The following is a 21211-nucleotide window of genomic DNA, read 5'->3' on the forward strand; positions in this document are numbered from 1 at the left end:
TCTGTGAGTGAGTTGTCCACCGAGGTTCCGGCGCAGTCCGCCAAGCCGACGATCTTCTTCGACGGCGTGTCGAGCCGCAGGCGGGAGGTGTCGCTGGCGCTCGGTGATGCGCTCGATATCGTCGAAGAGGGCGGCGCGCCGGTTCGCTGGGCCTATGCCGACATTCGCCGCGCCGACAGTCCGGCCGGGATATTACGCCTGGCCTCGACATCCGCGCCGCCGCTGGCGCGGCTTGAAATTCGCGACGCCGCGCTCGCCGCGGACGTGACCGCCCGCTGCATGCGTCTCGACGAGCACCAGACCTCGCGTCGCGGTGTCGCAAAGATCGTCGGCTGGTCGGTGGCCGCCGCCGTCTCCATCGTTTGCGTCGTGCTGTTCGGTGTGCCGCTCGCTGCCGACCGGCTCGCGCCGCTGGTGCCCAAGCCGATCGAACGGCGCATCGGCGACGCCTCCGAAGTCCAGGTGAAAACCATCTTCGGCCGCAAGGCGTGCGAAGACCCCGCGGGCAAGGCCGCGTTCACAAAACTGGTCAACCGTCTGCGCGATGCCGCCGGCCTCGACGACGATTCCATGACGGCCGGCGTGCTGCCGACCTCGGTGCCGAATGCATTCGCGCTGCCCGGCGGCAAGGTGTACGTGCTGAGGGGCTTGGTCGACAAGGCCGAAAACCCCGACGAGCTCGCCGGCATCCTTGCCCATGAGCTCGGCCATCTCAAGCATTACGACAACATGCGCGGGCTGATCTACAACGGCGGCACCTCGTTCCTGATCGGCCTGTTGTTCGGCGACGTCACCGGCTCGAGCGCCGTGATCTTCGCCTCGCGCAGCGTGGTCGAAGCCTCCTATTCGCGCGAGGCCGAGACCGCCGCGGATACGTTCGCGATCGAGATCATGCACAAGCTCGGCCGCTCGCCGAAGCCCGCGGCCGAATTGATGTTCCGCATCACCGGCAAGGAAGGCGGCTCCGGCCTCACCACGATCCTGGCGAGCCACCCGCTCACCGAAGACCGCCTCGCGCGCATGACGAAGGAAGATCGTCCCGCCAGCGGCCCGCCGCTGCTGACGGACAAGGAATGGCAGTCGCTCAAGCTGATTTGCGGCAGCGGGAAGATCTAACCTTTTCGCCTACCGCGTCCCGTAAGCGCGGTCGCCGGCATCGCCGAGGCCCGGCAGGATAAAGCCGTTCTCGTCGAGACCTTCGTCCATCGCAGCCGTCCAGATCGGAACGTCGGGGTGCAGTCCGCGCAGCCGTTCGAGCCCTTCAGGGGCCGCGATCAGGCAGGCGAGGCGGATGTCCCTGGCGCCGCGCTCCTTCAGCCGGTCGATTGCGGCGACGGCGGTGTTGGCGGTGGCGACCACCGGGGTCACCACGATCGCCAGGCGCTCGCTGAGGTCGGACGGCGATTTGAAGAAATATTCGACAGCGGCAAAACTGTGCGGCTCGCGGTAGATGCCGATATGGGCGACGCGCGCGGTCGGCACCAGATCCATCATGCCCTCGACGAAGGTCGTGCCGGCGCGCAGCATCGGCACGAACACCAGCTTCTTGCCGGCGATCTTGGCCGAATGCATCGTCGCCAGCGGCGTCTCGATGACGGTATCGGCGAGCGGCAGATCCCGCGTGATCTCGTAGCACAGGAGCATGCCGATCTCCTTGATCAGCTCGCGGAAGGACTTGGTCGAGATGGACTTGTCCCGCACCAGCGTCAGCTTGTGCTGCACCAGCGGATGATCGACGATCGTGACGCCTTCCATATGTTGCTCCTGACCGACGAGGCGGCGCTTCTTCCTTCTCCCCTTGTGGGAGAAGGTGGCGCGCAACGCGCGCCGGATGAGGGGTTCTCTCCGCGAACTCAAGTGAGAGATGTCTTCGCGGAGACAACCCCTCACCCGGCTTCGCTTTCGCGAAGCCACCCTCTCCCACAGGGGGAGAGGGTTTAAAAAACCGTACCGTCGCTGATCACCTTGAGCGGCGGCGAACCGTCGGGCCGGCGCGCGAAGGCGATGGCGCGGCCGGCAGCCCAGCTGCCACCTTCGAGAATGCTTGCGAGGGGCAAGGTCTCGGGCGTGCGGCCGAGCCTGGCGCGGATGCTGCCCGCAAGCCGGTCGAGCAGCGCGACGGTGAGCGCGCGCCACTCCACGACGAGCAGGGAATCCACCGCATGCGCGCGCTCGGCATCGGCGGGATCGCGCAGGCGCAGCACCTCGTGATCGACGAACAGGCCGCCATTGCGGTACTCGGCAAGCCCGGTGAGGCCGTCGATGTCGGTGACGTCAAAGCCGGCGCGCTGCAGCGGTTCGATCAACGAATAGCTCAGCCATTGCGACAGCTTGTGCAGGGGCACGAGGCCTGCCGTTGCGTCGTCAGCTTTGATGGTCGGATGACGCCAGCAATCACCGAGCGGAATCCCGGCGAGCTCGAGCCGTGACGGCCAGATCGGTCCAAGCTGGTTCAGCACTGCGGACAGGATGGCGGGCGCGGCGACCGCGCCGCCCACAGCCTGCGCCGCGATGTGATCGAACAGGCCGCCTGGCCGCGGCGTATCGTGCAGGCCGAAAATCTCCGCACGCTCAGCAACCAGCTTGCCCAGACGCCGCAGCAGGTCAGTGCGTCCGTCGAGACCGAGCAGCGGATTGGCATCGCTCACCTGAAAGGCGGAGGTGAGGGAGGCGAGCGGTAGTTTCGCCAGCACGTCTGCATCGGCCCTGAACGGTGTACGCGCATCGCCGGAGAACAGGCCGCCTGCAAACATGTCGAGGCTTGCGATGGCGAGCCCCTCCGATCGGCCGATACTTTCGCCGGTCCCGGCGTCGCGATAGCGCCACGTGGCTCCCGCACCTGCGTCGAGCAGCACGCTGACGATGGCGAGGTCGAACTCCGCGCGCGCACGCGCCGCGCGATCCGGCCACGATACTTTGTCGGCAAGGCCCGCCCAGCGATCGACGCCGCCGAGCACGAAATGCCGCCAGCGGGCATGGAAGGGGATGTCCAGCGTCGGATAGGCCTTGCGCGTGACCGCGATCACGGCCTCCGCCACGCCATCCATGCGGTCGAGGTCTATCGTGAAGTGCCGGAGCCCGCCGGCGAGGCCGATCTCGAGCATTTTTGCGGCACGCGCGCGAACCGCTCCTGCGCTGAGCAGGGAGCGGGCCTGTTGTTCCAAAGCCTCCGCCATCGCGCGATCAGTACTTTTCCAGCGAGCGCCCGACCACGCCGTCCACGTCCTTCTCCGGCGCGATGTCGGTGGTGTAGTAGCCGGCGGCCTTCTTCGCGGCGATCTCGACATGGGCGTCGGCCGGGATCAGCTCCAGCGGGATCGGCACGCGCTCGACGATGTCGATGCCTTGCGAGGTCAGCGCGTCGTATTTCATGTCGCTCATCGACAGGAAGCGATCGATGCGCTTCAGGCCGAGCCAGTGGATCGTATCCGGCATCAATTGCTGGAAGCGCGCGTCCTGGACGCCGGCGACGCATTCGGTGCGCTCGAAATAGGCGGCCGCCGCGTCGCCGTCCTCCTGGCGCTTGCGCGCATTGTAGACCAGGAATTTGGTGACCTCGCCGAGCGCGCGGCCTTCCTTGCGGTTGTAGATGACGAGCCCGAGCCCGCCCTCCTGCGCGCCGCGCGCGGATTCCTCGATGCCGTGGATGAGATAGGGCCGACAGGTGCAGATGTCGGAGCCGAACACGTCGGAGCCGTTGCACTCGTCATGCACGCGGCAGGTGATCTTGGTGCGGTGGTCCGGCAGTTTTGTCACATCGCCGAACATGTAGACGGTGGTGCCGCCGATCGGCGGCAGAAACACCTTCATGTCCGGACGCGTGACCAGCTCGGGGAACATGCCGGCGGTCTGCTCGAACAGCGTGCGCCGCAGCTCGGTCTCGCCGGTGCCGAAGCGCGTCGCAAGGCCCGGCAGGTACCAGACCGGATCGATCGCGATCTTCACCACGGAGACGCTGCCATTGGCGTGCACGACCTCGCCGTCGGCGCGCAGCCGTTTTGCGGCCAGCGCCTCGCGGATCTCAGGCAGGTCGAGCCGCGCACGCGTCACCGCGATGCTTGGACGGATATCGACGCCCTCGGCGATGTCCTTGCCGAAATTCTCAGCGACGAGATGCCCCCAGGGATCGAGCGCGACGATCTTGTCGGGATCGCGCCATTGCTCAAATGGCCCGATGGTCGCGGCCGGAAAGGTGTTGGTGAGGTCGGGCCGGCGGATCGGATCGAGCGCGCCGGCGGACACCGCGAGCGCCCGGTACATCGCGTAGGAGCCGCCATGGCTGCCGATCACGTTGCGATCCCCAGCGCGCGATACCGTGCCGATGATCGGCCCCCGGGTGCGCGCGTCGGCTGCGCCCCAGTGAATCGGAAACGCGGCCTTTTTGCCCGGCTCCGGATGGGAGGTAAGGCGGATGTGATCGGTACGGTTCGCGCGGCTCATGTCCAGGCTCCCAAAAAGCCGACGGCCCGCCGCTCGGACGGGCCTGGCTCACTTGCGTTGCCGGTGCCGAACACCGGCGACGCGAGCTCAATCCAACATATTGTAGCGGCTGACGACGACAGACAAGTTAATGGTGCTACGCCGGGCAGGCGACCCTGGCCAAATTGCCGTCACCGACGGGCAGGTCCGGCTCGCCCGAAGGCCGCACTTTCGCTCTGGACGAATCTTGCTATTCGATCCGCGCGATAGGTCTAAGGATTTGAAGTAGTTATATTTTTTATGTTTTCAAGAGGACGGCGTGGTGGCCGTGCGCCGAGACTGGACAAAACGTACATAATCAGACAAAACGTTTAGGTCGCCTCGCCCTGGAGTCCGCCATGCCCGCCGCCAGCTACATCGACCCCCGCAATGGAAAGCTTTACGCGCTGGAGCAGCCGCGCTGGTGCTCGGACGAGCGCACGCCGCTGCTGGTGACGCCGGGGGCAGGGATCTCGCGCGAAGACATCGACAGCCGCACGCGGTCCCTGTGGCGCTACCGGGCGGCGCTGCCGGTGGAGATCAACAGTCCGATCACGCTCGGCGAAGGTTGCACGCCGCTGGTTCAGCAGGACTGGGGCGACCTGCGCCCGTTCTTCAAGCTCGAATGGTTCAACCCGACCGGCAGCTTCAAGGACCGCGGCTCGGCGGTGATGCTGTCGTTCCTGCGCCAGATCGGCGTCGACGCGATCCTCGAAGACTCTTCCGGCAATGGTGGCTCGTCGATGGCCGGGTTGGGTGCTGCCGGCGGCATGCGCGTGAAGATCCTGGCGCCCGCGTCGACGTCGCCGGCCAAGATCGCGCAGGTGCGCGCCTATGGCGCGACGGTGCAGCTCGTCGAGGGCCCGCGCGAGGAGTCGGAAGCCGAGGCCATTCGCCAGTCGAGCCAGACCTTTTACGCCAGCCACAACTGGCAGCCGTTTTTTCTCGAAGGCACAAAATCGCTCGCCTATGAAATCTGGGAGGAGTTTGGTTTCCGCGCGCCCGACAACGTCATCGTTCCGGTCGGTGCCGGCAGCAGCCTCTTGGGGTGCGCCTTCGGTTTCCGTGAGCTGCTCAAGGCCGGCCAGATCGCCAAGCTGCCGCGGCTGTTCGCGGCGCAGCCGCAAAACTGCTCGCCGATCGACGCAAGCTTCAAGGCCGGCGTCGATACGCCCGTCGCGCGCGAGGTGAGCAAGACCATCGCCGAGGGCACCGCGATCAAGAATCCGCTGCGCCTGCGCGAGATCGTCGCTGCCTTGCGCGAGAGCGGCGGTGGCACCGTTGCACTGACCGAGGACGAGATCGTCGCAGCCTTGCGGCGTCTTGCGCGGCAGGGCCTGTTCGCGGAGCCGACCAGCGCCAGCGCGGCCGCCGCATTGGAAAAACTCTCCGCTGCCGGATCGATCAAGGCGAAGGAGACCACGGTCGCGGTGCTCACCGGCACCGGCCTGAAAGCCGCGACCACCGTCGCCGATCTCGTGCAATAAGGTCAGGCGATGAGCCGCAGCAAGACCGCCATATCGAGCAAAACCAACGCCGAGCGCAAACTGCTGTTCGATCAGCTGCAGCAGATCGCGCAAGGGCTGGGCGAGACCTTCGCGCCGTTCTGCGAGGTCGTGCTGCACGATCTCACTGATCCCCGGCAGGCGATCGTCGCGATTCACAACAACCTCTCGGGCCGCAAGGTCGGCCAGGGCGCGACCGAGCTTGGCCTCGCACGCATTGCCGACCCCGACTATGCGCAGGTGATTTCGAACTACGCCAACAGCTTCGCCGACGGAAGGCAGGCCAAGAGCACCTCCATCGGTATCAAGGGGGCGGACGGTTCTTACGTTGCTGCGCTCTGCCTCAACGTCGACCTGACGCTGTTCCAGGGCTTGCAGAGCGCCATCGGCCAGTTCGTCAGCGTCGATGCGAACAACAGCCCGCGCGAGCAGCTCATCCCCGTGGGCGCGGACGCCATCCGCGCTCATATCGACCAGTTCGCCGCGCGCCGCGCCACCACGCCCCGCGCGCTCACCACCGAAGATCGCCGCGCACTGCTGCACGAATTGCGGGACGCCGGCTGCATGCAGGTACGTCGATCCTCGGACATCATCGCGGCCCATCTCGGGGTGTCGCGTGCCACGGTGTATGCCGATGCCCGCTAATCTGTTGGACCTCGAAACGCCCTGTCTGCTGCTCGACGAGCAGCGGCTCCGCGCCAATGTCGCGCGGATGAAGGCGCATCTCGCGCCTCTCGGCGTGGCCTTCCGCCCGCATCTGAAGACCGCAAAATCGCTCGACGTCGCCCGCATCGCGATGACCTCGGCCGCTGGGCCGGCAACGGTCTCGACGCTGCGCGAGGCCGAATATTTCGCGGCCGGCGGCGTGCGCGACATGATCTACGCCGTCGGCATCGCACCCGCGAAGCTCGATCGCGTCTCCGCCATCCGCGCCACCGGCGCCGATCTCGCCGTGATCCTCGATAGCATCGAACAAGCTGACGCCGTCGCCGCACATGCCGCGAGCACCGGCGACGCGGTTCCGGCGCTGGTCGAGGTTGACGCGGACGGCCATCGCTCCGGCGTCGCTCCGACCGACGCGGCAACGCTGGTCGCCATCGGCAGGCGTCTGGTCGCAGGTGGCGCGACCTTGCGCGGCGTGTTGCTGCACGCTGGCGACAGCTACGCACTGAACGATCCCGCAGCCATCGCGGATGCGGCAGAAGCGGAACGCATCGCCGCCGTGACTGCGGCGAACGCCTTGCGCAGCGCAGGTCTGCCTTGTCCCGTCGTCAGCGTCGGCGCGACACCGACCGCGCGTTATGTGCGCGACCTGACAGGCATTACCGAGGTGCGCGCCGGCGTCTTCATGTTCGGCGACCTCTATCAGGCCGGCGTCAGCTCGGTGGCAATGGACGATCTCGTGCTCTCCGTGCTTGCCACCGTCATCGGCCACCAGACGGCAAAAGGCTGGATCATCGCTGATGCCGGCTGGATGGCGCTGTCGCGCGACCGCAGCACGGCGAAACAGGCGCTCGACCAGGGTTATGGCGTGGTCTGCGATCTCGCCGGAAAACCGTACCCGGACCTCATCGTCACCGATGCCAACCAGGAGCACGGCATCATAGCGCTTCGAAAAGGCTCGAATGCCGCGCTGCCCGACCTGCCCATTGGCTCCCGCATCCGCATCCTCACCAACCACGCCTGCGCGACCGGCGCACAATATGATCGCTATCAGGTGCTGGATGGTGAAGGCGGAGTCAGCGCGGTCTGGCCGCGGATCAATGGGTGGTAGGAAGTGCGTCGCGGGGCCTTGCTTACCCTCCCTGGAGGGGGAGGGTCGATCGCGCGCAGCGCGAGCGGGGTGGGGTGATCTCTCCACACGGGCAGCGCTTCGGTGGAGAGACTGTCACCCCACCCCGTCTCACATTTTCGCTTCGCTCAAATGCGAGCCGACCCTCCCCCTCGAGGGGAGGGTAACAGCACCTACTCCTTCAGGTCATTCACGCGCTTCACCCAGGCGCGCACATCGGCGAGCACCTGGGGCAGCACCGCCCTGACCTCCTGCACGGTCATGCCGGCCTTGATGCGGGGATCGTAGAGCAGGTTGAGGATGTACTGGTCGTAGACGTCGAAATAGCCCATCGACACATTGTCGTTGAACATGGTCCACGGCACGCTCGCGGTGTCGTTGATCGGGCCGAGCGATTGCAACAATTCCTCATAGGCGCAGTCGAGGAAGGTGAAATCGCCGTTGTCGACGGTGAGGATCACGTCGGAATGCTCGATCTCGAAATTGTCGTTCTTGCGGAAGCCCGACAGGCATTGCGGATCGAGCGAGGTGCGGATCTCGCGCGCCTTCTCCGCGCCGTAGAAGCTGGAAATCGTCCGAAACAGGTCGCGGTCGCGAACCAGCTTCACCCGCACATTCGCGGCCTCGCTGGTGTCGATCATGGCGATGTCGAGATGCTGCACGCGCCTGCCGATGTCGGCCACGACCTTGGCGAGCTGCGTCTTGCGGTCGGCGCGCTCGCTCTCGGCGTAGACGCGCACCGGCCCGTCGAACTTCCGGATGCGGTCGACGCGGCCGGCGAGGTGGTATTCGGCGCCGAACGCCGTCTTCAGGAAGCCTTCGACGATCTCGCCGTCGGTGAAGCTCTTCTTCTCGGCGCGCTGGCGCGAGGCGATCGCGGGCAATTCGCCCGCGACGGCGATGGTAGCGGTGTCAGGGACGAACGCGAAAGTGGCGAGCGCCAGCAGGGCGATGCGAAAGCCTGACGAAGGCGGGGCCAATGCGCTCATTGCGTCCCGACGCTGCCGTATTCGGAAGCGACGCACAAGACCGCATATTCACGCGCCCTGCGGGTTCCCGCAGTTCGCCGGCGGCTAGTTGTTGAGCACGACCACCTTGGTGCCGACCGAGACGCGGCTGTAGAGATCGCTGACGTCCTCGTTGGTCATGCGGAAGCAGCCCGAGGACACGGCCTGGCCGATCGTCTCCGGCTCGTTGGAGCCGTGGATGCGGTACAGCGTCGAGCCCAGATACATCGCGCGCGCGCCGAGCGGATTCTCGATGCCGCCCTTCATGTGGCGCGGCAGGTCGGGCCGGCGGGCCAGCATCTGCGACGGCGGCGTCCAGTCCGGCCATTCCTTCTTGGCGGTGATTTTGTGCACCCCGCCCCAGCGGAAGCCGTCGCGGCCGACGCCGATGCCATAGCGCAGCGCCTGGCCGTTCTGGAGTACCAGATAGAGGCGGCGCTCGCTGGTGTTCACCACGACCGTGCCGGGTGCGTAATTGCCGTTATAGTAGACCGTGGTGCGGGGGATCGGGCTCGAGCCGCCGCGGAAGAAGCTCGGGCCGAAGCCCATGATGTCACGCGAGTCGAACCCCTCGGCGAATGCGCCGCCGGCGGCGGTCGACAGCAATGCGATGGCGGCAATCGGTGCGGCAAAAAACCGGATCATTGTTTCCCCCCAGCAAAAAATCGATCAACTGAACTTACAGGCCATATTTGCGGGCTTTTCGCAAGCCACGGCCCCGTGAGGCAGGTCCTTTACAAATACACCATACTTAATGATTGGCGTTACCAAATCGGCAACCGCGCCAATTTGCCGGAAAGCGTTAGAGCGTTTTCAAGCGAAGTGGATACCGGTTCGCATCAAGAAAACGCGTCAAAACAAGAATCTAATGCCCGTTCCAATTCCATCGGAACGGGGCATTAGCCAAACCGGCGCATCGTCGCGCGGGGCAGGGCCGCGATGCCGGCTATTGCTTTGACGAGACGAGCGAACAATGATTGATCGGACGGATTATTGGACATTGCCGGTCGCGGGAGCTGAAGAATGAACGGTGCGGAAAGCCTGGTGCGGACGATGGTCAAGGGTGGGGTGGACGTCTGCTTCACCAATCCGGGCACCTCCGAGATGCATTTTGTCGCGGCGCTCGACCGCGTGCCGGGCATGCGCTGCGTGCTCGGCCTGTTCGAAGGCGTGGTGACCGGCGCCGCCGACGGCTATTTCCGCATGAAGGGCACGCCGGCCTCGACGCTGCTGCATCTCGGCCCCGGCCTCGCCAACGGCCTTGCCAATCTGCACAACGCCAAGAAGGCGAATTCCGGCATCGTCAACATCGTCGGCCAGCACGCGGTGTACCACATCGGCTACAACGCGCCGCTGACCTCCGACATCGAGGGCCTGGCCCGGCCGATGTCGTCCTGGGTCCGCACCTCGCCGGATTCCAAATCGGTCGCCGCCGACGGCGCCGCCGCGATCGCCGCCGCCAAAAGCGCGCCGCCGCAGATCGCGACCCTGATCCTGCCCGCCGACACCGCCTGGAACGAGGCCGACGGCATCGCCGAGGTGCCGGCCGAGCAGCAGCGCGCGAGCTATTCGCCGCAGGCGGTCGAGCAGGCCGCAAAAATCCTGCACGGCGACGGCGAGCGCACGCTGCTGCTGATGACCGGCAGCGCGCTGAGCGAAAAGGGCCTGGCGCTGGCCGAGCGCATCGCCGGCAAGACCGGCTGCACCGTGATGGGGCCGACCTTCCGCCCGAAGATGGCGCGCGGCCGCGGCCGCTTCTCGATCGACCGCATCCATTACGTGATCGAGAACGCGCTGCCGATGCTGGAGAAGTTCCGCCACATCGTGCTGATCGAGTCCGATGATCCCGTGGCGTTCTTCGCCTATCCGAACAAGCCGAGCATGCTCAAGCCCGAGGGCTGCGAGGTGCACCGCATGACCACCTGGGGCGAGAATTCGGTCGCGGCACTCGAAGCGCTGGCCGGCGCGGTGAGGGCGAGCGCGAAGGACGTCAAGCCGCAGGCCTTGGCTGAGCTGGTGCAGCCGACCGGCGCGCTGACCTTCGCCTCGATCGCGCAGGCGATCGCATGCGCCATCCCCGAGAACGCGATCATGGTCGACGAATCGCTGACCACCGGCCGCGGCTTCTTCCCGCCGACGGCGGCGGCCGCTCCGCACGACTGGCTCCAGAACATGGGCGGCTCGATCGGCTTCTCCACGCCGCTGTCGATCGGCGCCGCGATCGCCTGTCCGGATCGCAAGGTGATCACCATGGTCGGCGACGGCAGCGCGATGTACACGATCCAGTCGCTGTGGACGCAGGCCCGCGAGAACCTCAACATCGTCACCATCGTGTTCGCCAACCGCATCTACCAGATCCTGCGCGGCGAGTTCGACAATGTCGGCGCCGGCGAGCCCGGCCAGCGCGCCAACGACATGCTGCGGCTCGACCGTCCGACGCTGGATTTCGTCGGGCTGGCGAAGGGCATGGGCGTCCCCGGCCGCGCGGTCACCAATGCCGAAGAGTTCAACAAGGCTCTCGCCGAAGCCGTCGCCGAGCCCGGGCCGCGGCTGATCGAAGTCCAGATGTAGGGCGCAGCATCAGGCAGCGCCGAGGGCCGGGGGGCACGATGCAGACCGAGCTGAACAAGGTGATCGCGGCGCTCCGGGACCTCTACGCCCACGAAGGCTTCTTGTTCGAGAAGGACGTCGGCGAGCGGGCGGTGACGCACCGCTTCGCCGTCTATCTGGAGCGGCAATTCGCCGGCTGGTCAGTCGATTGCAACTACGATCGCCTCGGCGAGCGCACGCTGCACCTGCCGCACGGCACCATCGTCTCCACCGACGATCATCTGGGAAAGTCGATCTACCCCGACGTCGTCGTCCATCAGCGCGAGATCCCGAACAATCTGCTCGCCGTCGAGATCCGCAAGGCGAGCAATCACACCTCGCTCGAGCACGACCAGCACAAGCTGATGGCGCTGACCGACGCCCATGTCTGGTTCGCCTACTGGATCGGCGTGCTGCTGGTGCTGGACAGACACCATGTGACGATTTCGGAGGTCTATGTCAGCGGCGTCGTGGAAGACTCGCTGTCGCGCTGGTTCGCAACGCGCCTCGCCGAGACCGACCTCGGGGCTGCGCATTAGGGCGTGTGCTCATCAACGTTAGATTTCGGAGACAAAGCGGAAGTCATCTCGCTCCGCCAATATCGACTGCTTATCACCCATAGCTGACGCTGACGTGCCCGAAGCGCCCAGCAAGAGGTGTCTTCAATGCGTCAGCACTTCTAACTGAACTAAAGCGAGCAGCTCCGTCGAAGTCCCTTGATCTGGCGCAATGCCCTCCAACAGCGACCATGCATTCATTCTATGGGGCAGGCTTAGTGGATAGTGGAGAACGTCCATGAAGCAGATGAGTCTGAGCAAAGTTGCAATTGCAACCTCGGCCTTCGTGTGCGCGACGTTGTTCTCGTTCAGCTGGTCTGAACAGCGCGGTGTCTCGCTGTCAGTTGAGAGCGCGCAGGCGCGGATTGGTCGCCCATTGACACCCCTTAGCGGTGCCGGCGTTGCGCGTCGCCATTACCGGCGGGCTGCGTACGGCTACGGTGCTGGTGTGGTCGGTGCTGGCTTGGCGGCCGGCGCGATTGGGACGGGCGCGATAGCGGCCACCTCACCTTTTGGGTACTATCGTGGCGGCCCTCATGTAGACACCGGGTGGGGCGCCCCTAGCAATTATTATGGCAGTTATTACGCCAGTCCTGGCTACTACGACGGCTACGCCAATCGCAGCTACGTCACTGGGCGGCCAACGCTGTTTCCGCGCTACTACGGCAGCAGCTATGCAGCTGGCGGCTCCCCTGCCGGCTATTACGACGGGTACGCCAACCGCAGTTACGTCACCGGACGGCCAACGCTAATTCCGCGCTACTACGGCGACGCCTATGCCGCTGGCGGCTACCCTGCCGACTATTACGGCGGCTACGCCAACCGCAGTTACGTCACCGGACGACCGACGCTGATTCCACGCTACTACGGCGGCTGGAACTGGTGAAACGAAGGCTTTTGCGTTCGGAAGTGGTCAACTACCAAGCGGATGGCCTTGACGTCTCACCTGCGTCGGGGCGGTCGCGCCTTGACAGGTCAAGCAATTTGAATCGCTTGATTTGGATCAAGTACGAAGACCTGGAAATCTCGCATGCAGAACCCGCAGCTATCACTATTGGCGAGGACAATCTCATGAAAAAGATGAGCATGTTTGGCGCAATTTTGGTGGGAGCGACGATATTGTGCGCCGCCCCGATTTCGGTTCAGTGGTCGCAAGAGAAGGGGTTGTCCGTATCGTCGGACAATGCTTACGCCCGAGTAGGAAGACCGGCAACTGCAACGAGCGTCGCTGGCGTTGCGCGGAGAACCGATCGACGGGCGGTGCGCCGCTGCGCAACGGGAGTTACCTGCTAAAGGTGATGTCAGCTTGTGACTCCAACCGGCCGACCCGGTATGTCCGCTAGAGTCCACTCTTTGGAGTGAAGTGGGCTCGATATACTCAACCAGGGTCAACCAGGGTTCCTCTGATGTTGACCCTAAGCGGGCATTACCTGACGCCGCCAAGGTCGTAACCCCTCCTTCGCTTCACCGCTCCAGGCATGGAAGCTGCGAAGCCTTGCGCCGGATCAAAGGTGATTTTCTGGACCTGCGGAGCTCGCGAAGCGGGAACGTCTATTTGCAGGGGACTGAAAATGAAGATTGCATTCTTATCGCTGGCCCTAGTGGGCCAACCGGTCCCGATACCGGTCGCTGATAAGGTTCCGGTGCTGAATGTGGAGGCGCTGTGCAAGGCAACAGTAGAGAATGCCAAAGCACTGGGACTGACCGCCGTTCAGATTTTCTCGGACTGCATGAAAGACGAAAAGCAGGCGCAACAACAAATAAGCACTTTGTGGGCCACCAGTCCCAGTGATGTTCGCAATCGTTGCGAGGGCCCTGCGTCGATAGAGATGCAAAGTTACGTCGAACTGCTCACGTGCTTACAGGCCGCATTTGTCTCAGCCCACCCCGAGCTCGTCCCTCCAAGGCGATCAAGCAAGGACCGTAATAAACAGTAGGTGGATGAAGGTCTGTTATCTTGGAAAGGCCGAGTCCGGTTGTGGCCCAAGGCCGACATGATGCATGTCGTTTCCAATGTCGCCTTCCAAGAGAAGACCGGACGCGACTGGTGAGTACAAAGCCGCCCGCGTGACGCGAGCGGCCCTGCATCATCTTCCGTCGCAGGCTCAGTGCAGCGGATCGCCCTGGCCGAGCGCGTAGGCGACGAGGTCCTTCAGCGCGAAGCCAGAGCCGGTCACCGGCGTCCATTGCGGGTCGAGCGACAGCACGGAGGAATTGTCGCCGAACATCATGCCGAGGAAGACCTCGGCAACGATGCGACCGCCGACGGGGCCGAGCTGCGGCGTGTTGATTCCGGTCGTTGGCGCGCCGGTGGCCGGGATCGTCACCGCGGTCTGGAATTGCCGCGCCTCGGCCAGGATGTAGGTCCAGAGCGGGCAATTGCCGGCAAACACGCCACTCGCAATGGTCGCGATCCCGGTTTGCGGATCGCCCGCGCCGGGCTCGTCGACGGCCTTGCCGATGATGATCTGATCGTCCGTCAGCGGCGTCAGGTTCATCGCCCTGGCGACGGCCTGGCCTGAGGGCAGGCCGAGCCGCCAGCTGCGCTCGAGATTGCGCAGCGCCAGCGACGACGGATTGGACGCGACCTCCGGCGGCAGCTTGCGCAGCGGGTCGACCAGCGAGGCGTCGATGCGATAGGCGAACTGCAGCCGCCGCTTATTGTCGGGATTGGTGTCGTCGTCCTCGACACCGTAAGGGCGCGTGTCCAGATCGATGAAGCGGCCCCAGTCCATGGCGCGTCCCGGGCCCATGGCGCGGAAGCCGGTCAGCGCGTTCTTGTCGGGATTGTGGGGATCGGGGAAAATCTGCAACAGCATGTTGTCCGCATCGTTCAGCCGATAGCCGGGGCGGATCATGGAATGGCCGAGACGGTAGGCCGCAACCGAGAATTCGACCGGCATGAACGGATAGGTCTTCCAGTGATAGTGGGCGAGCTTGCTGCGGTCGTACTGGCCCGCGGTCCTCAGCTCGTCCAGCACGCTGGCGTGGACGATGCGCGGCAGGAAGTCGTTCAGCACCACGTATTGATAATGGAAGCGGACGCGCTGCTGCACGTCCTCGAACGACAGGTTGTCATTGTCGTCGACCATGCGGTTGTGAAAGCGCAGCATCAAGGCCTGGAACTGCGAGACGATGCTGTTCTCGTCGTTGCGGGGATCACCGATCAGGGCGCGGCCCTTGAAGCGCGGCAGGTCGCTGGCATCGGGCACGCCCGCGCCGGTCAGCTTCTCGCCGAGGCGGAACTTGATCCCGTCATACATGTAGGGCTGATCGTTCGGACCGCGGCCGTAGAGATTGTCCAGATCGAGCGACGGCGTGCGGAAGTCGACGAGCCCGTCGGGGTCCTGCTGCTTGGTCAGCGAGCTGACCGGATCGAAGGTGATGTCGTGGTCGATGAACTGGCCGAAATAAGTGTAGAGCGCGGGAATGCCGCTCTCCTCTGCGTCCGGCCCGTCCTTCGGAGCATCAAAGTCGGCGACCATCTTGTCGGCCAGCGCCGAAAGGTTCGCGACATTGTCGGCGTCGTTCGGACCGAATTTCGCCGGCCTGAGCTTGCGGAACATGCGTCCGAAGCGGCCCTGGGAAAGCGGCGAACGCGTTGCGTTCAGACCGCGCGGAACAATGCTGTGGCGGCTGCTCATTGAAAACACCTCCCTGAAAAGTCACGACGTGCAACGAATAAAGCTAAAGTTGTTCGCAACAGAATATGCAGGTCACGCTAGATCAGGCGATTGGGTGCCACAAGCGATCTGCTTCACACAGCGCGCGACATCGATGTTGTTCCGGGAGGGAGCGTTGCGAACAAGCTGCGGCCGCGCTTTGCAAATTTTTCCCGGAGCGATGACGGATAACATTCTCGTCATCGGCATGCGCAAAGCGGCTTCGCGCAAATGAGTTCGCCGGACTGTCGTCGAAGTGGATCGTCTTCACGCAATAAGTGTGGCGGCGTGCGCGTCATGCGCGCACGCCGCGATGTCGTCAGTAGGCATACTGCTGCGAGAACGCGTAGCGCGGATTGATGCCGCAATAGGCCGACGTGCCGGAGGCGGTGGCGAGGCACTGCTGATAGCTCGCGAACTGGCAGTTGCCGGGATAACCCCACATGCGTCCCTGCAGGCAATATCGATCGTTTGCAGGATGTGCCTGGGCGGCCGGGGATGCTACGGCGACCAGGGCGGCGAACGATGCGAGAGTGAGGATGATGCGACGCATTTCAATCTCCTTCGAGAGCGAGTGGACGGGAACGTCAGCGAGCCGGGCTCGTCTGAGGCATGTCATGCCTATCTTGGTGTCGGCGGAATGCCGTGCGTTCGCGACATGGCACATCATGACGCAGCCGGCGGCCAGCAATGTGATCTACGCCACAGTTCGCGGTGGGGGTCCGGGCCTATCGTGAGAAGACTTGCGCGCGTCGATCCTGGAAAACTAGGCTTGTCTGATCCGGATCAGGTATTTTGCGGATCAGGTATTTTGGAGGTTCTAATGCAAAGGTCATACTTGCTGGCTGCGACAGCAGCGCTGGCGCTTCTCATGCAAACTCCGCTCGCGCTGGCCCAGAGTGCGCCGGCCGCCAGTGGAACCGCAGCGCCTGCCGCGACAACCACTGCGCCGGCAACGACGACGACAACGCCGGCCGCGACCGGCGACACCTCCAGCCAGCCGGCCGACTCCAAGAAGAGCGCATCGAAGAAGCCGGCGAAGAAGAAGATGACGCGGCAGCAGGAAATCGATCATTCGGTCGACAGCGGCACCGTGCCCGCGCGCTACCGCAGCTCTGTGCCCAAGCAGTACCAACGGTACATTCCGTTCGATAAGCAGTGACGGATCTCACGGCGGCGCGACGTGATCCGACGTCGGGCCGCCGGTGCCATCGTGTGACGGCCTTGTCGTAACGGCCTTAACCAAGCGGAATCCGGCCATACATCCCCAGTGGCGGTCTGCGAGAGCGGTGCTAGAGTAGGCCGAAGCCCCGGGGGGAGAAATGAGCGACGACGTGAAGGATGCTGGCCTTGTGGCCATGATCAGCAGCATCCTGGGAGGCAACAAGCGCGCAGACAGCAGTGCTCCGCCGCCGCTCACCGAGATTCCGCCGACAGCGCCGACGAACGGGTTCGACCTGGTCGAGCCGTCCATCCCCGGTCCTGCACCGGCCGAACCCGACGCTGCGCCCGATGCCGTTCCGGCTGCCGCGAAGCCGGTCGAGCGGCCAGCGAAAATCACGACGACGCCTGATGGCAAGAAGCTGCTTCCTGCCGAGGCGATTGCCGATCTCGTGCTTGGCGAGCTGCGCAAGCTGGAGAATTTTCCGGCGACCGGCGCCTCCGTCACGGTCTACGGTTACAAGCACTGGAACGCGATGATCACCTTCGCGCCGTTCTCGACCACGTTCCAGAACGCGACGCGGTTCCGCCAGGCCGTGCCGGACCTGGTCTTCAAGCTGCGCCGTTTCGTCGAACTTGAGATATAGTCCGGGACAATCACCGGCGGCTGTTCGGCGCGATTCCCGCTGCGGGGCGCGGCGCGAGCGGGTGTCCGAAACAGTTCGACAGGATTTTGAATTGAGCGTCGCCTTTACCAAGGAAGAAAGCGCCGAAACCGCGTCCGAGACGCTGCTGCCGGATCGCCCGATCTCGCCGCATCCAAATCTCGTGACGGAAGCAGGCTTGCAGGCGCTCCAGGCGCAGCTTCGCGAGGCGCGCGAGGCCTATGAAGCCGCGCAAGCCATCGAGGACGTCAACGAAAAGCGCCGGCAGTCGGCGGTGCCCTTGCGCGACGCTCGCTATCTGACTGAACGGCTGCGCACGGCGCAGGTCATTCCCGATCCGGCGTCGACCGATGTCGTCGCCTTCGGCAGCACCGTGACCTTCAGCCGCAGCGACGGCCGCGTGCAGACCTATCGCATCGTCGGCGAGGACGAAGCGGATCCAAAGGCCGGATCGATCTCGTTCGTGGCACCGGTTGCGAAGTCGCTGATCGGGAAGGCGGTGGGCGATGTCGTGGGTTCAGGCGCGCAAGAGATCGAGATTCTGTCGATCGCATAGGGATGTGATCCGAGGCCTGAATGGCGGGCGCGTAAGGATCGAATTCCGACAGCACTGGCTCCGGATTGGTTTCGCCAACTTCGAGGCGGCGCTGGGTCAGTTGCGCTGCCGCGACTTAGCTGTTCAGCAAAAACCGCGAACGTCATATAGTGAGGGCTATCAAGACCAATACCAAGACCAATTCATTGCGTGTCAGGCAAAGGGAGGGATCCATGCGGAAGTCCCTGTTCCTCGTCATCGCAGCCGCTCTCGGCCTATCAGGACCGCAGGCTCTGGTCGCGCAAGACGATGTGGATCAGCAGCTCGGCAGCGTTCATTTCCAGACCTCTTGCAACGATGTGGCCCAGCGTCGTTTCGATCGCGGGATGCGCTATCAGCATTCCTACTGGTACGCCAACGCCAAGGAGATCTTCGACGAAGCCATCAAGGCTGACCCGACATGCAGCATGGCCTATTGGGGCATTGCGCTCACCTACATGGACAATCCGCACAATGCGATTCCAAAGCCGAACCTGGCGCCGGGCCTCGCCGCGATCATGAAGGCCAAGGAGATCGGCGCCGCGACGGAGCGCGAACGCGACTACATCGATGCGTTGATGGTGATGTATGCCGATTACGACAAGATCCCTCACGTCCAGCGGATGCGCATGCTGCGTGACGCGCAGGCGCGGGTCGCGGCAAAATATCCGGACGACGACGAAGCCCAGATCGCCTACGCCATCACGCTCAATACGTCGGCGGATCTGAACGACAAGACCTACGCGCAGCAAATCAAGGGTGCGGCGATCCTCGAACCGATCTCCAGGCGGCTGCCGCTGCATCCGGGCGTGACGCATTATCTGATCCATCTCTACGACTATCCGGCGCTGGCGCAGAAAGGGCTCGATGCCGCCAATCGTTACGCCAAGATCGCACCGGCCGCGCCGCACGCCCAGCACATGCCCTCCCACATCTACACACGCGTCGGCTATTGGAAGGAATCGATCGACTCCAACACAGCTTCCGTGAAAGCCGCGATGGCCGAAAAGTCGGTCGGCAACTATCTGCACGCGCAAGACTACATGGTCTATGCTTACCTGCAGCTCGGCCAGGACAAGCAGGCGCGCGCCGTCATCGACGACATGATCAAGGAGACCGACTTCAAGGCGACAGTCGCGGCGGCAGATTACGCGCTGGCGGCTTCGCCGGCGCGTTATGCGATCGACCGTGGCGATTGGGAGGGTGCCTCGCAGCTGCCGGTCAGGCCGAGCAACCTCAATTTTGCGATGGCAGTATCGCACTTCGCCCGGGCGCTCGGCGCGGCACGCTCCGGCAAACCGGAGGCCGCCAAGGCCGACGTCCAGAAGCTGGCGGAATTGCGCGACAAGCTGCAGGACGCCAAAGACAATTATTGGGCCGGAATCGTCGACATCCAGCGTCAGGTCGCCGTCGCCTGGGTGCTTTACGCCGAGGGCAAGTATGACGAGGCGCTCAATGCGATGAGTGCCGCGGCGGATGCGGAGGACAAGACGGAAAAGCACGTGATCACGCCCGGGCCGCTGGCGCCGGCGCGCGAACTTTACGGCTTCATGCTGCTCGATCGCGGCATGGCCAAGGAGGCGCTTGCTGCATTCGAGGCAACCAAGGCGAAAGAGCCGAACCGCCTGCACGCTTTCGCGGGGGCGGCCAAGGCGGCCGAAGCCCTTGGTGACAGGGAAGCGGCACGACAGAACTGTCAGCAGCTCGTGACGCTGACCGCCAGTGCCGATTCGGAACGCCCCGAGGTCGCGGCGGCGAAGCAATACCTCGCCAGCAACTGAGCCGGAACGAGAACGGTGGAATCATGAGAAGGGCAGCCGCCACCGCCGTCGCAGCAATCTCGCTGGGAAGCGCGCTGGCGGCATCGCTTTTGTGGCTCCATGTGCCACGGCATGCCGCCGCGAATTCCGCCACGCCGGTGTGGCAGGAGGTGACCTGGCCGTTCTCGATGGACCAATGGGGCAAGGGAAAGGCGTTCCGCTGCAGGGCTTCCGACTGCGGTGTCGAGGTGATGCTGTACCTGCGCGCCAAGATAGGTTTCTGCAATTGCGCGACGGGCGTCGCCGATGATGATGACCTCGATCGTATGGGCGATACCGTTCTCGTCGGCGAAGTCTCTCCACGCGGTTCCGGCCATCCCATCACGATTGCGTCGATGAAAGGTCGCAGCCGCGCCTACACGCTCAACTCACGTGGTGCTCCCGGCAAAACGCTGGTGTCGGTCGTCTACAACGAGCGTTGCGACATGATCGCGGCGACCGCCGTCATTGGCCACGATCGGCCGGAGACCATCGAACCCCGCGTGATCGAGTTTCTGGGCGGCAGCACGGCGATGCACTGGGCTGAAGTCACACTGGGTCTGTGATTAACTGCGCCTTCCTGATCGGCGGGCGTTTCAATGCGGCGAATGGCCCGCGCAGCTGGGGCGAGGATTGCTATCGACAGGGGCAATGTCATTCGCCTAAAACATCAACCATGCGTTTCCGTCGTCTTGTCCCGATATCGAAGGTCTCCGCCGTGTCCGCGAAACAAAGCGCGGCGGCTGGATGAGACGGTTTCTGTCGGGCGCGTTGCCGTTCTATGCGCTGGCCGGATTGGCCATGTGCATGTACCTCGTGCTGTACAAGACGAACCTGTTCGACTTGAACGCGATCGTCCAGGATGCGACCGGTTCGGCATGGTTTCCGGTCTTCATGTTCGCTTGCGTGCTCCTGGAGTCGGTCTTTCCGTATTTCGGCTATTTTCCCGGAACCGCCCTCATCCTGATGTCCGTGGCGCTCAATCCGAAGCCCGCGGATGTTTCCGTTTTTGTCGTGGCGTGGCTGGCCATCATGGTGGGCGCCGTTCTGAGTTACGGGCAGGCTCGCTTTTTCAGACCGATGTTGCAGCGGGTTGCCTCGAAGGCGGCACTGAACCGATGTGAGTCCCTTCTCGACTCCTACGGTCCTTATGCGCGCGTTGCCTTGTTCATTCATCCCAATGCTTGCGCGATGTATTTTACGGCACTCGGACTTCTCGGCCGGAACCTGACGCGAGAGCTTGCCCATCTTTGCGTGGGGGCGGCGGCTTCCGTGGGCATTCTGTTCGTCGTCGTGACCAGGCTGGTGTCGTCCGCAGGCGCCACCGATGATGGGGAATTGCAGGTTCTGCTGGCGGCAGGCCTGGTCGCCATCGGAACCCTCGTCGGTCTCTACGCGGCCTTGCGGCCGGATCGGGCTGCTTGAAGCTTGATCCGGAACAG

21 protein-coding genes are annotated in these 21211 nt (G+C 64.1%); 14 read left to right on the forward strand and 7 right to left on the reverse strand.

From position 1 onward, the window contains the following. The first annotated feature begins 3 nt into the window (after positions 1-3). Entirely contained in the window at positions 4-1116 is a 1113-nt protein-coding gene (locus OWC48_RS30620) for a M48 family metallopeptidase (RefSeq protein WP_282523324.1), read from the forward strand. Between the two features lie 9 nt (positions 1117-1125). On the opposite strand, the gene upp is transcribed toward OWC48_RS30620, so the two are convergent. The 3 genes from upp to OWC48_RS30635 form a co-directional block, all read right to left on the reverse strand. Then, entirely contained in the window at positions 1126-1755 is a 630-nt protein-coding gene (gene upp, locus OWC48_RS30625; RefSeq protein ID WP_282523325.1) for a uracil phosphoribosyltransferase, read from the reverse strand. Positions 1756-1937: 182 nt separating this feature from the next. After that, on the reverse strand, positions 1938-3176 hold the full coding sequence (locus OWC48_RS30630; RefSeq protein ID WP_282523326.1) for a URC4/urg3 family protein: 1239 nt from the start codon (positions 3174-3176) through the stop codon (positions 1938-1940). A gap of 7 nt (positions 3177-3183) precedes the next feature. Continuing rightward, on the reverse strand, positions 3184-4440 hold the full coding sequence (locus OWC48_RS30635; RefSeq protein WP_282523327.1) for a GTP cyclohydrolase II: 1257 nt from the start codon (positions 4438-4440) through the stop codon (positions 3184-3186). 377 nt (positions 4441-4817) lie between these two features. Here OWC48_RS30635 and OWC48_RS30640 point away from each other — a divergent pair, with 377 nt between their 5' ends. The 3 genes from OWC48_RS30640 to OWC48_RS30650 are packed head-to-tail and all read left to right on the forward strand — an operon-like array spanning position 4818 to position 7737. Next, the gene (locus tag OWC48_RS30640; RefSeq protein ID WP_282523328.1) at positions 4818-5945 is read left to right on the forward strand and encodes a threonine synthase; all 1128 of its coding nucleotides are present in this window, start codon (positions 4818-4820) and stop codon (positions 5943-5945) included. 9 nt (positions 5946-5954) lie between these two features. After that, positions 5955-6608: a transcriptional regulator gene (locus OWC48_RS30645; RefSeq protein WP_282523329.1), complete on the forward strand. Its 654-nt coding sequence runs from the start codon at positions 5955-5957 to the stop codon at positions 6606-6608. After that, entirely contained in the window at positions 6598-7737 is a 1140-nt protein-coding gene (locus tag OWC48_RS30650; protein ID WP_282523330.1) for an alanine racemase, read from the forward strand. Before OWC48_RS30645 ends, OWC48_RS30650 begins: the two co-directional genes overlap by 11 nt. Before the next feature lie 191 nt (positions 7738-7928). On the opposite strand, the gene OWC48_RS30655 is transcribed toward OWC48_RS30650, so the two are convergent. Together OWC48_RS30655 and OWC48_RS30660 are read right to left on the reverse strand one after the other, a co-directional pair. Next, complete coding sequence (locus tag OWC48_RS30655) at positions 7929-8744, reverse strand: DUF2927 domain-containing protein (RefSeq protein ID WP_282523331.1); 816 nt, start codon at positions 8742-8744, stop codon at positions 7929-7931. An 84-nt stretch (positions 8745-8828) separates the two neighbouring features. After that, positions 8829-9407 carry a L,D-transpeptidase gene (locus OWC48_RS30660; protein ID WP_282523332.1) on the reverse strand — a complete coding sequence of 193 codons (579 nt, stop codon included), beginning with the start codon at positions 9405-9407 and terminating at the stop codon, positions 8829-8831. 378 nt (positions 9408-9785) lie between these two features. Between OWC48_RS30660 and OWC48_RS30665 the strand changes: the two genes are divergently transcribed. The 4 genes from OWC48_RS30665 (at position 9786) to OWC48_RS30680 (ending at position 13845) form a co-directional block, all read left to right on the forward strand. Continuing rightward, positions 9786-11333, forward strand: a complete 1548-nt coding sequence (locus tag OWC48_RS30665) for an acetolactate synthase large subunit (RefSeq protein ID WP_282523333.1) — start codon at positions 9786-9788, stop codon at positions 11331-11333. A gap of 38 nt (positions 11334-11371) precedes the next feature. Continuing rightward, positions 11372-11890, forward strand: coding sequence for a hypothetical protein (locus OWC48_RS30670; protein WP_282523334.1), 519 nt, complete (start codon positions 11372-11374; stop codon positions 11888-11890). A gap of 256 nt (positions 11891-12146) precedes the next feature. Continuing rightward, positions 12147-12794 carry a hypothetical protein gene (locus OWC48_RS30675; protein ID WP_282523335.1) on the forward strand — a complete coding sequence of 216 codons (648 nt, stop codon included), beginning with the start codon at positions 12147-12149 and terminating at the stop codon, positions 12792-12794. A gap of 685 nt (positions 12795-13479) precedes the next feature. Further along, complete coding sequence (locus OWC48_RS30680) at positions 13480-13845, forward strand: hypothetical protein (protein ID WP_282523336.1); 366 nt, start codon at positions 13480-13482, stop codon at positions 13843-13845. Positions 13846-14013: 168 nt separating this feature from the next. Here the strand turns inward: OWC48_RS30680 and OWC48_RS30685 are convergent, their stop codons facing one another. Then, a complete protein-coding gene (locus OWC48_RS30685; protein ID WP_282523337.1) occupies positions 14014-15552 on the reverse strand; it encodes a heme peroxidase family protein in 1539 nt (512 codons plus the stop codon). Between the two features lie 337 nt (positions 15553-15889). Next, positions 15890-16123: a DUF3551 domain-containing protein gene (locus tag OWC48_RS30690; RefSeq protein ID WP_282523338.1), complete on the reverse strand. Its 234-nt coding sequence runs from the start codon at positions 16121-16123 to the stop codon at positions 15890-15892. Between the two features lie 270 nt (positions 16124-16393). On the opposite strand from OWC48_RS30690, the gene OWC48_RS30695 reads away from it, so the two are divergent. The 6 genes from OWC48_RS30695 to OWC48_RS30720 all read left to right on the forward strand — a co-directional run bounded on the left by OWC48_RS30695 (position 16394) and on the right by OWC48_RS30720 (position 21194). After that, positions 16394-16732 carry a hypothetical protein gene (locus OWC48_RS30695; protein ID WP_282523367.1) on the forward strand — a complete coding sequence of 113 codons (339 nt, stop codon included), beginning with the start codon at positions 16394-16396 and terminating at the stop codon, positions 16730-16732. Between the two features lie 160 nt (positions 16733-16892). Then, entirely contained in the window at positions 16893-17378 is a 486-nt protein-coding gene (locus OWC48_RS30700; protein WP_282523339.1) for a hypothetical protein, read from the forward strand. A 91-nt stretch (positions 17379-17469) separates the two neighbouring features. Further along, positions 17470-17952, forward strand: a complete 483-nt coding sequence (gene greA, locus OWC48_RS30705; RefSeq protein WP_282523340.1) for a transcription elongation factor GreA — start codon at positions 17470-17472, stop codon at positions 17950-17952. 212 nt (positions 17953-18164) lie between these two features. Then, positions 18165-19751 carry a M48 family metallopeptidase gene (locus OWC48_RS30710; protein WP_282523341.1) on the forward strand — a complete coding sequence of 529 codons (1587 nt, stop codon included), beginning with the start codon at positions 18165-18167 and terminating at the stop codon, positions 19749-19751. 23 nt (positions 19752-19774) lie between these two features. Further along, the gene (locus OWC48_RS30715) at positions 19775-20335 is read left to right on the forward strand and encodes a hypothetical protein (RefSeq protein WP_282523342.1); all 561 of its coding nucleotides are present in this window, start codon (positions 19775-19777) and stop codon (positions 20333-20335) included. Between the two features lie 181 nt (positions 20336-20516). Further along, on the forward strand, positions 20517-21194 hold the full coding sequence (locus tag OWC48_RS30720) for a hypothetical protein (RefSeq protein ID WP_282523343.1): 678 nt from the start codon (positions 20517-20519) through the stop codon (positions 21192-21194). Positions 21195-21211 lie beyond the last annotated feature (17 nt).

Source organism: Bradyrhizobium sp. Arg816 (assembly GCF_029989365.1).
GTDB lineage: Bacteria > Pseudomonadota > Alphaproteobacteria > Rhizobiales > Xanthobacteraceae > Bradyrhizobium.

Coding starts and splice junctions, on each gene's coding strand:
- OWC48_RS30630 (WP_282523326.1), bottom strand. CDS start 3,176: ATGGCGGAGGCTTTGGAACAACAGGCCCGCTCCCTGCTCAGCGCAGGA.
- OWC48_RS30635 (WP_282523327.1), bottom strand. CDS start 4,440: ATGAGCCGCGCGAACCGTACCGATCACATCCGCCTTACCTCCCATCCG.
- OWC48_RS30700 (WP_282523339.1), top strand. CDS start 16,893: ATGAGCGACGACGTGAAGGATGCTGGCCTTGTGGCCATGATCAGCAGC.
- OWC48_RS30695 (WP_282523367.1), top strand. CDS start 16,394: ATGCAAAGGTCATACTTGCTGGCTGCGACAGCAGCGCTGGCGCTTCTC.
- OWC48_RS30685 (WP_282523337.1), bottom strand. CDS start 15,552: ATGAGCAGCCGCCACAGCATTGTTCCGCGCGGTCTGAACGCAACGCGT.
- OWC48_RS30715 (WP_282523342.1), top strand. CDS start 19,775: ATGAGAAGGGCAGCCGCCACCGCCGTCGCAGCAATCTCGCTGGGAAGC.
- OWC48_RS30665 (WP_282523333.1), top strand. CDS start 9,786: ATGAACGGTGCGGAAAGCCTGGTGCGGACGATGGTCAAGGGTGGGGTG.
- OWC48_RS30690 (WP_282523338.1), bottom strand. CDS start 16,123: ATGCGTCGCATCATCCTCACTCTCGCATCGTTCGCCGCCCTGGTCGCC.
- OWC48_RS30710 (WP_282523341.1), top strand. CDS start 18,165: ATGCGGAAGTCCCTGTTCCTCGTCATCGCAGCCGCTCTCGGCCTATCA.
- OWC48_RS30660 (WP_282523332.1), bottom strand. CDS start 9,407: ATGATCCGGTTTTTTGCCGCACCGATTGCCGCCATCGCATTGCTGTCG.
- OWC48_RS30680 (WP_282523336.1), top strand. CDS start 13,480: ATGAAGATTGCATTCTTATCGCTGGCCCTAGTGGGCCAACCGGTCCCG.
- upp (WP_282523325.1), bottom strand. CDS start 1,755: ATGGAAGGCGTCACGATCGTCGATCATCCGCTGGTGCAGCACAAGCTG.
- OWC48_RS30675 (WP_282523335.1), top strand. CDS start 12,147: ATGAAGCAGATGAGTCTGAGCAAAGTTGCAATTGCAACCTCGGCCTTC.
- OWC48_RS30650 (WP_282523330.1), top strand. CDS start 6,598: ATGCCCGCTAATCTGTTGGACCTCGAAACGCCCTGTCTGCTGCTCGAC.
- OWC48_RS30670 (WP_282523334.1), top strand. CDS start 11,372: ATGCAGACCGAGCTGAACAAGGTGATCGCGGCGCTCCGGGACCTCTAC.
- OWC48_RS30655 (WP_282523331.1), bottom strand. CDS start 8,744: ATGAGCGCATTGGCCCCGCCTTCGTCAGGCTTTCGCATCGCCCTGCTG.
- OWC48_RS30640 (WP_282523328.1), top strand. CDS start 4,818: ATGCCCGCCGCCAGCTACATCGACCCCCGCAATGGAAAGCTTTACGCG.
- OWC48_RS30645 (WP_282523329.1), top strand. CDS start 5,955: ATGAGCCGCAGCAAGACCGCCATATCGAGCAAAACCAACGCCGAGCGC.
- OWC48_RS30720 (WP_282523343.1), top strand. CDS start 20,517: ATGAGACGGTTTCTGTCGGGCGCGTTGCCGTTCTATGCGCTGGCCGGA.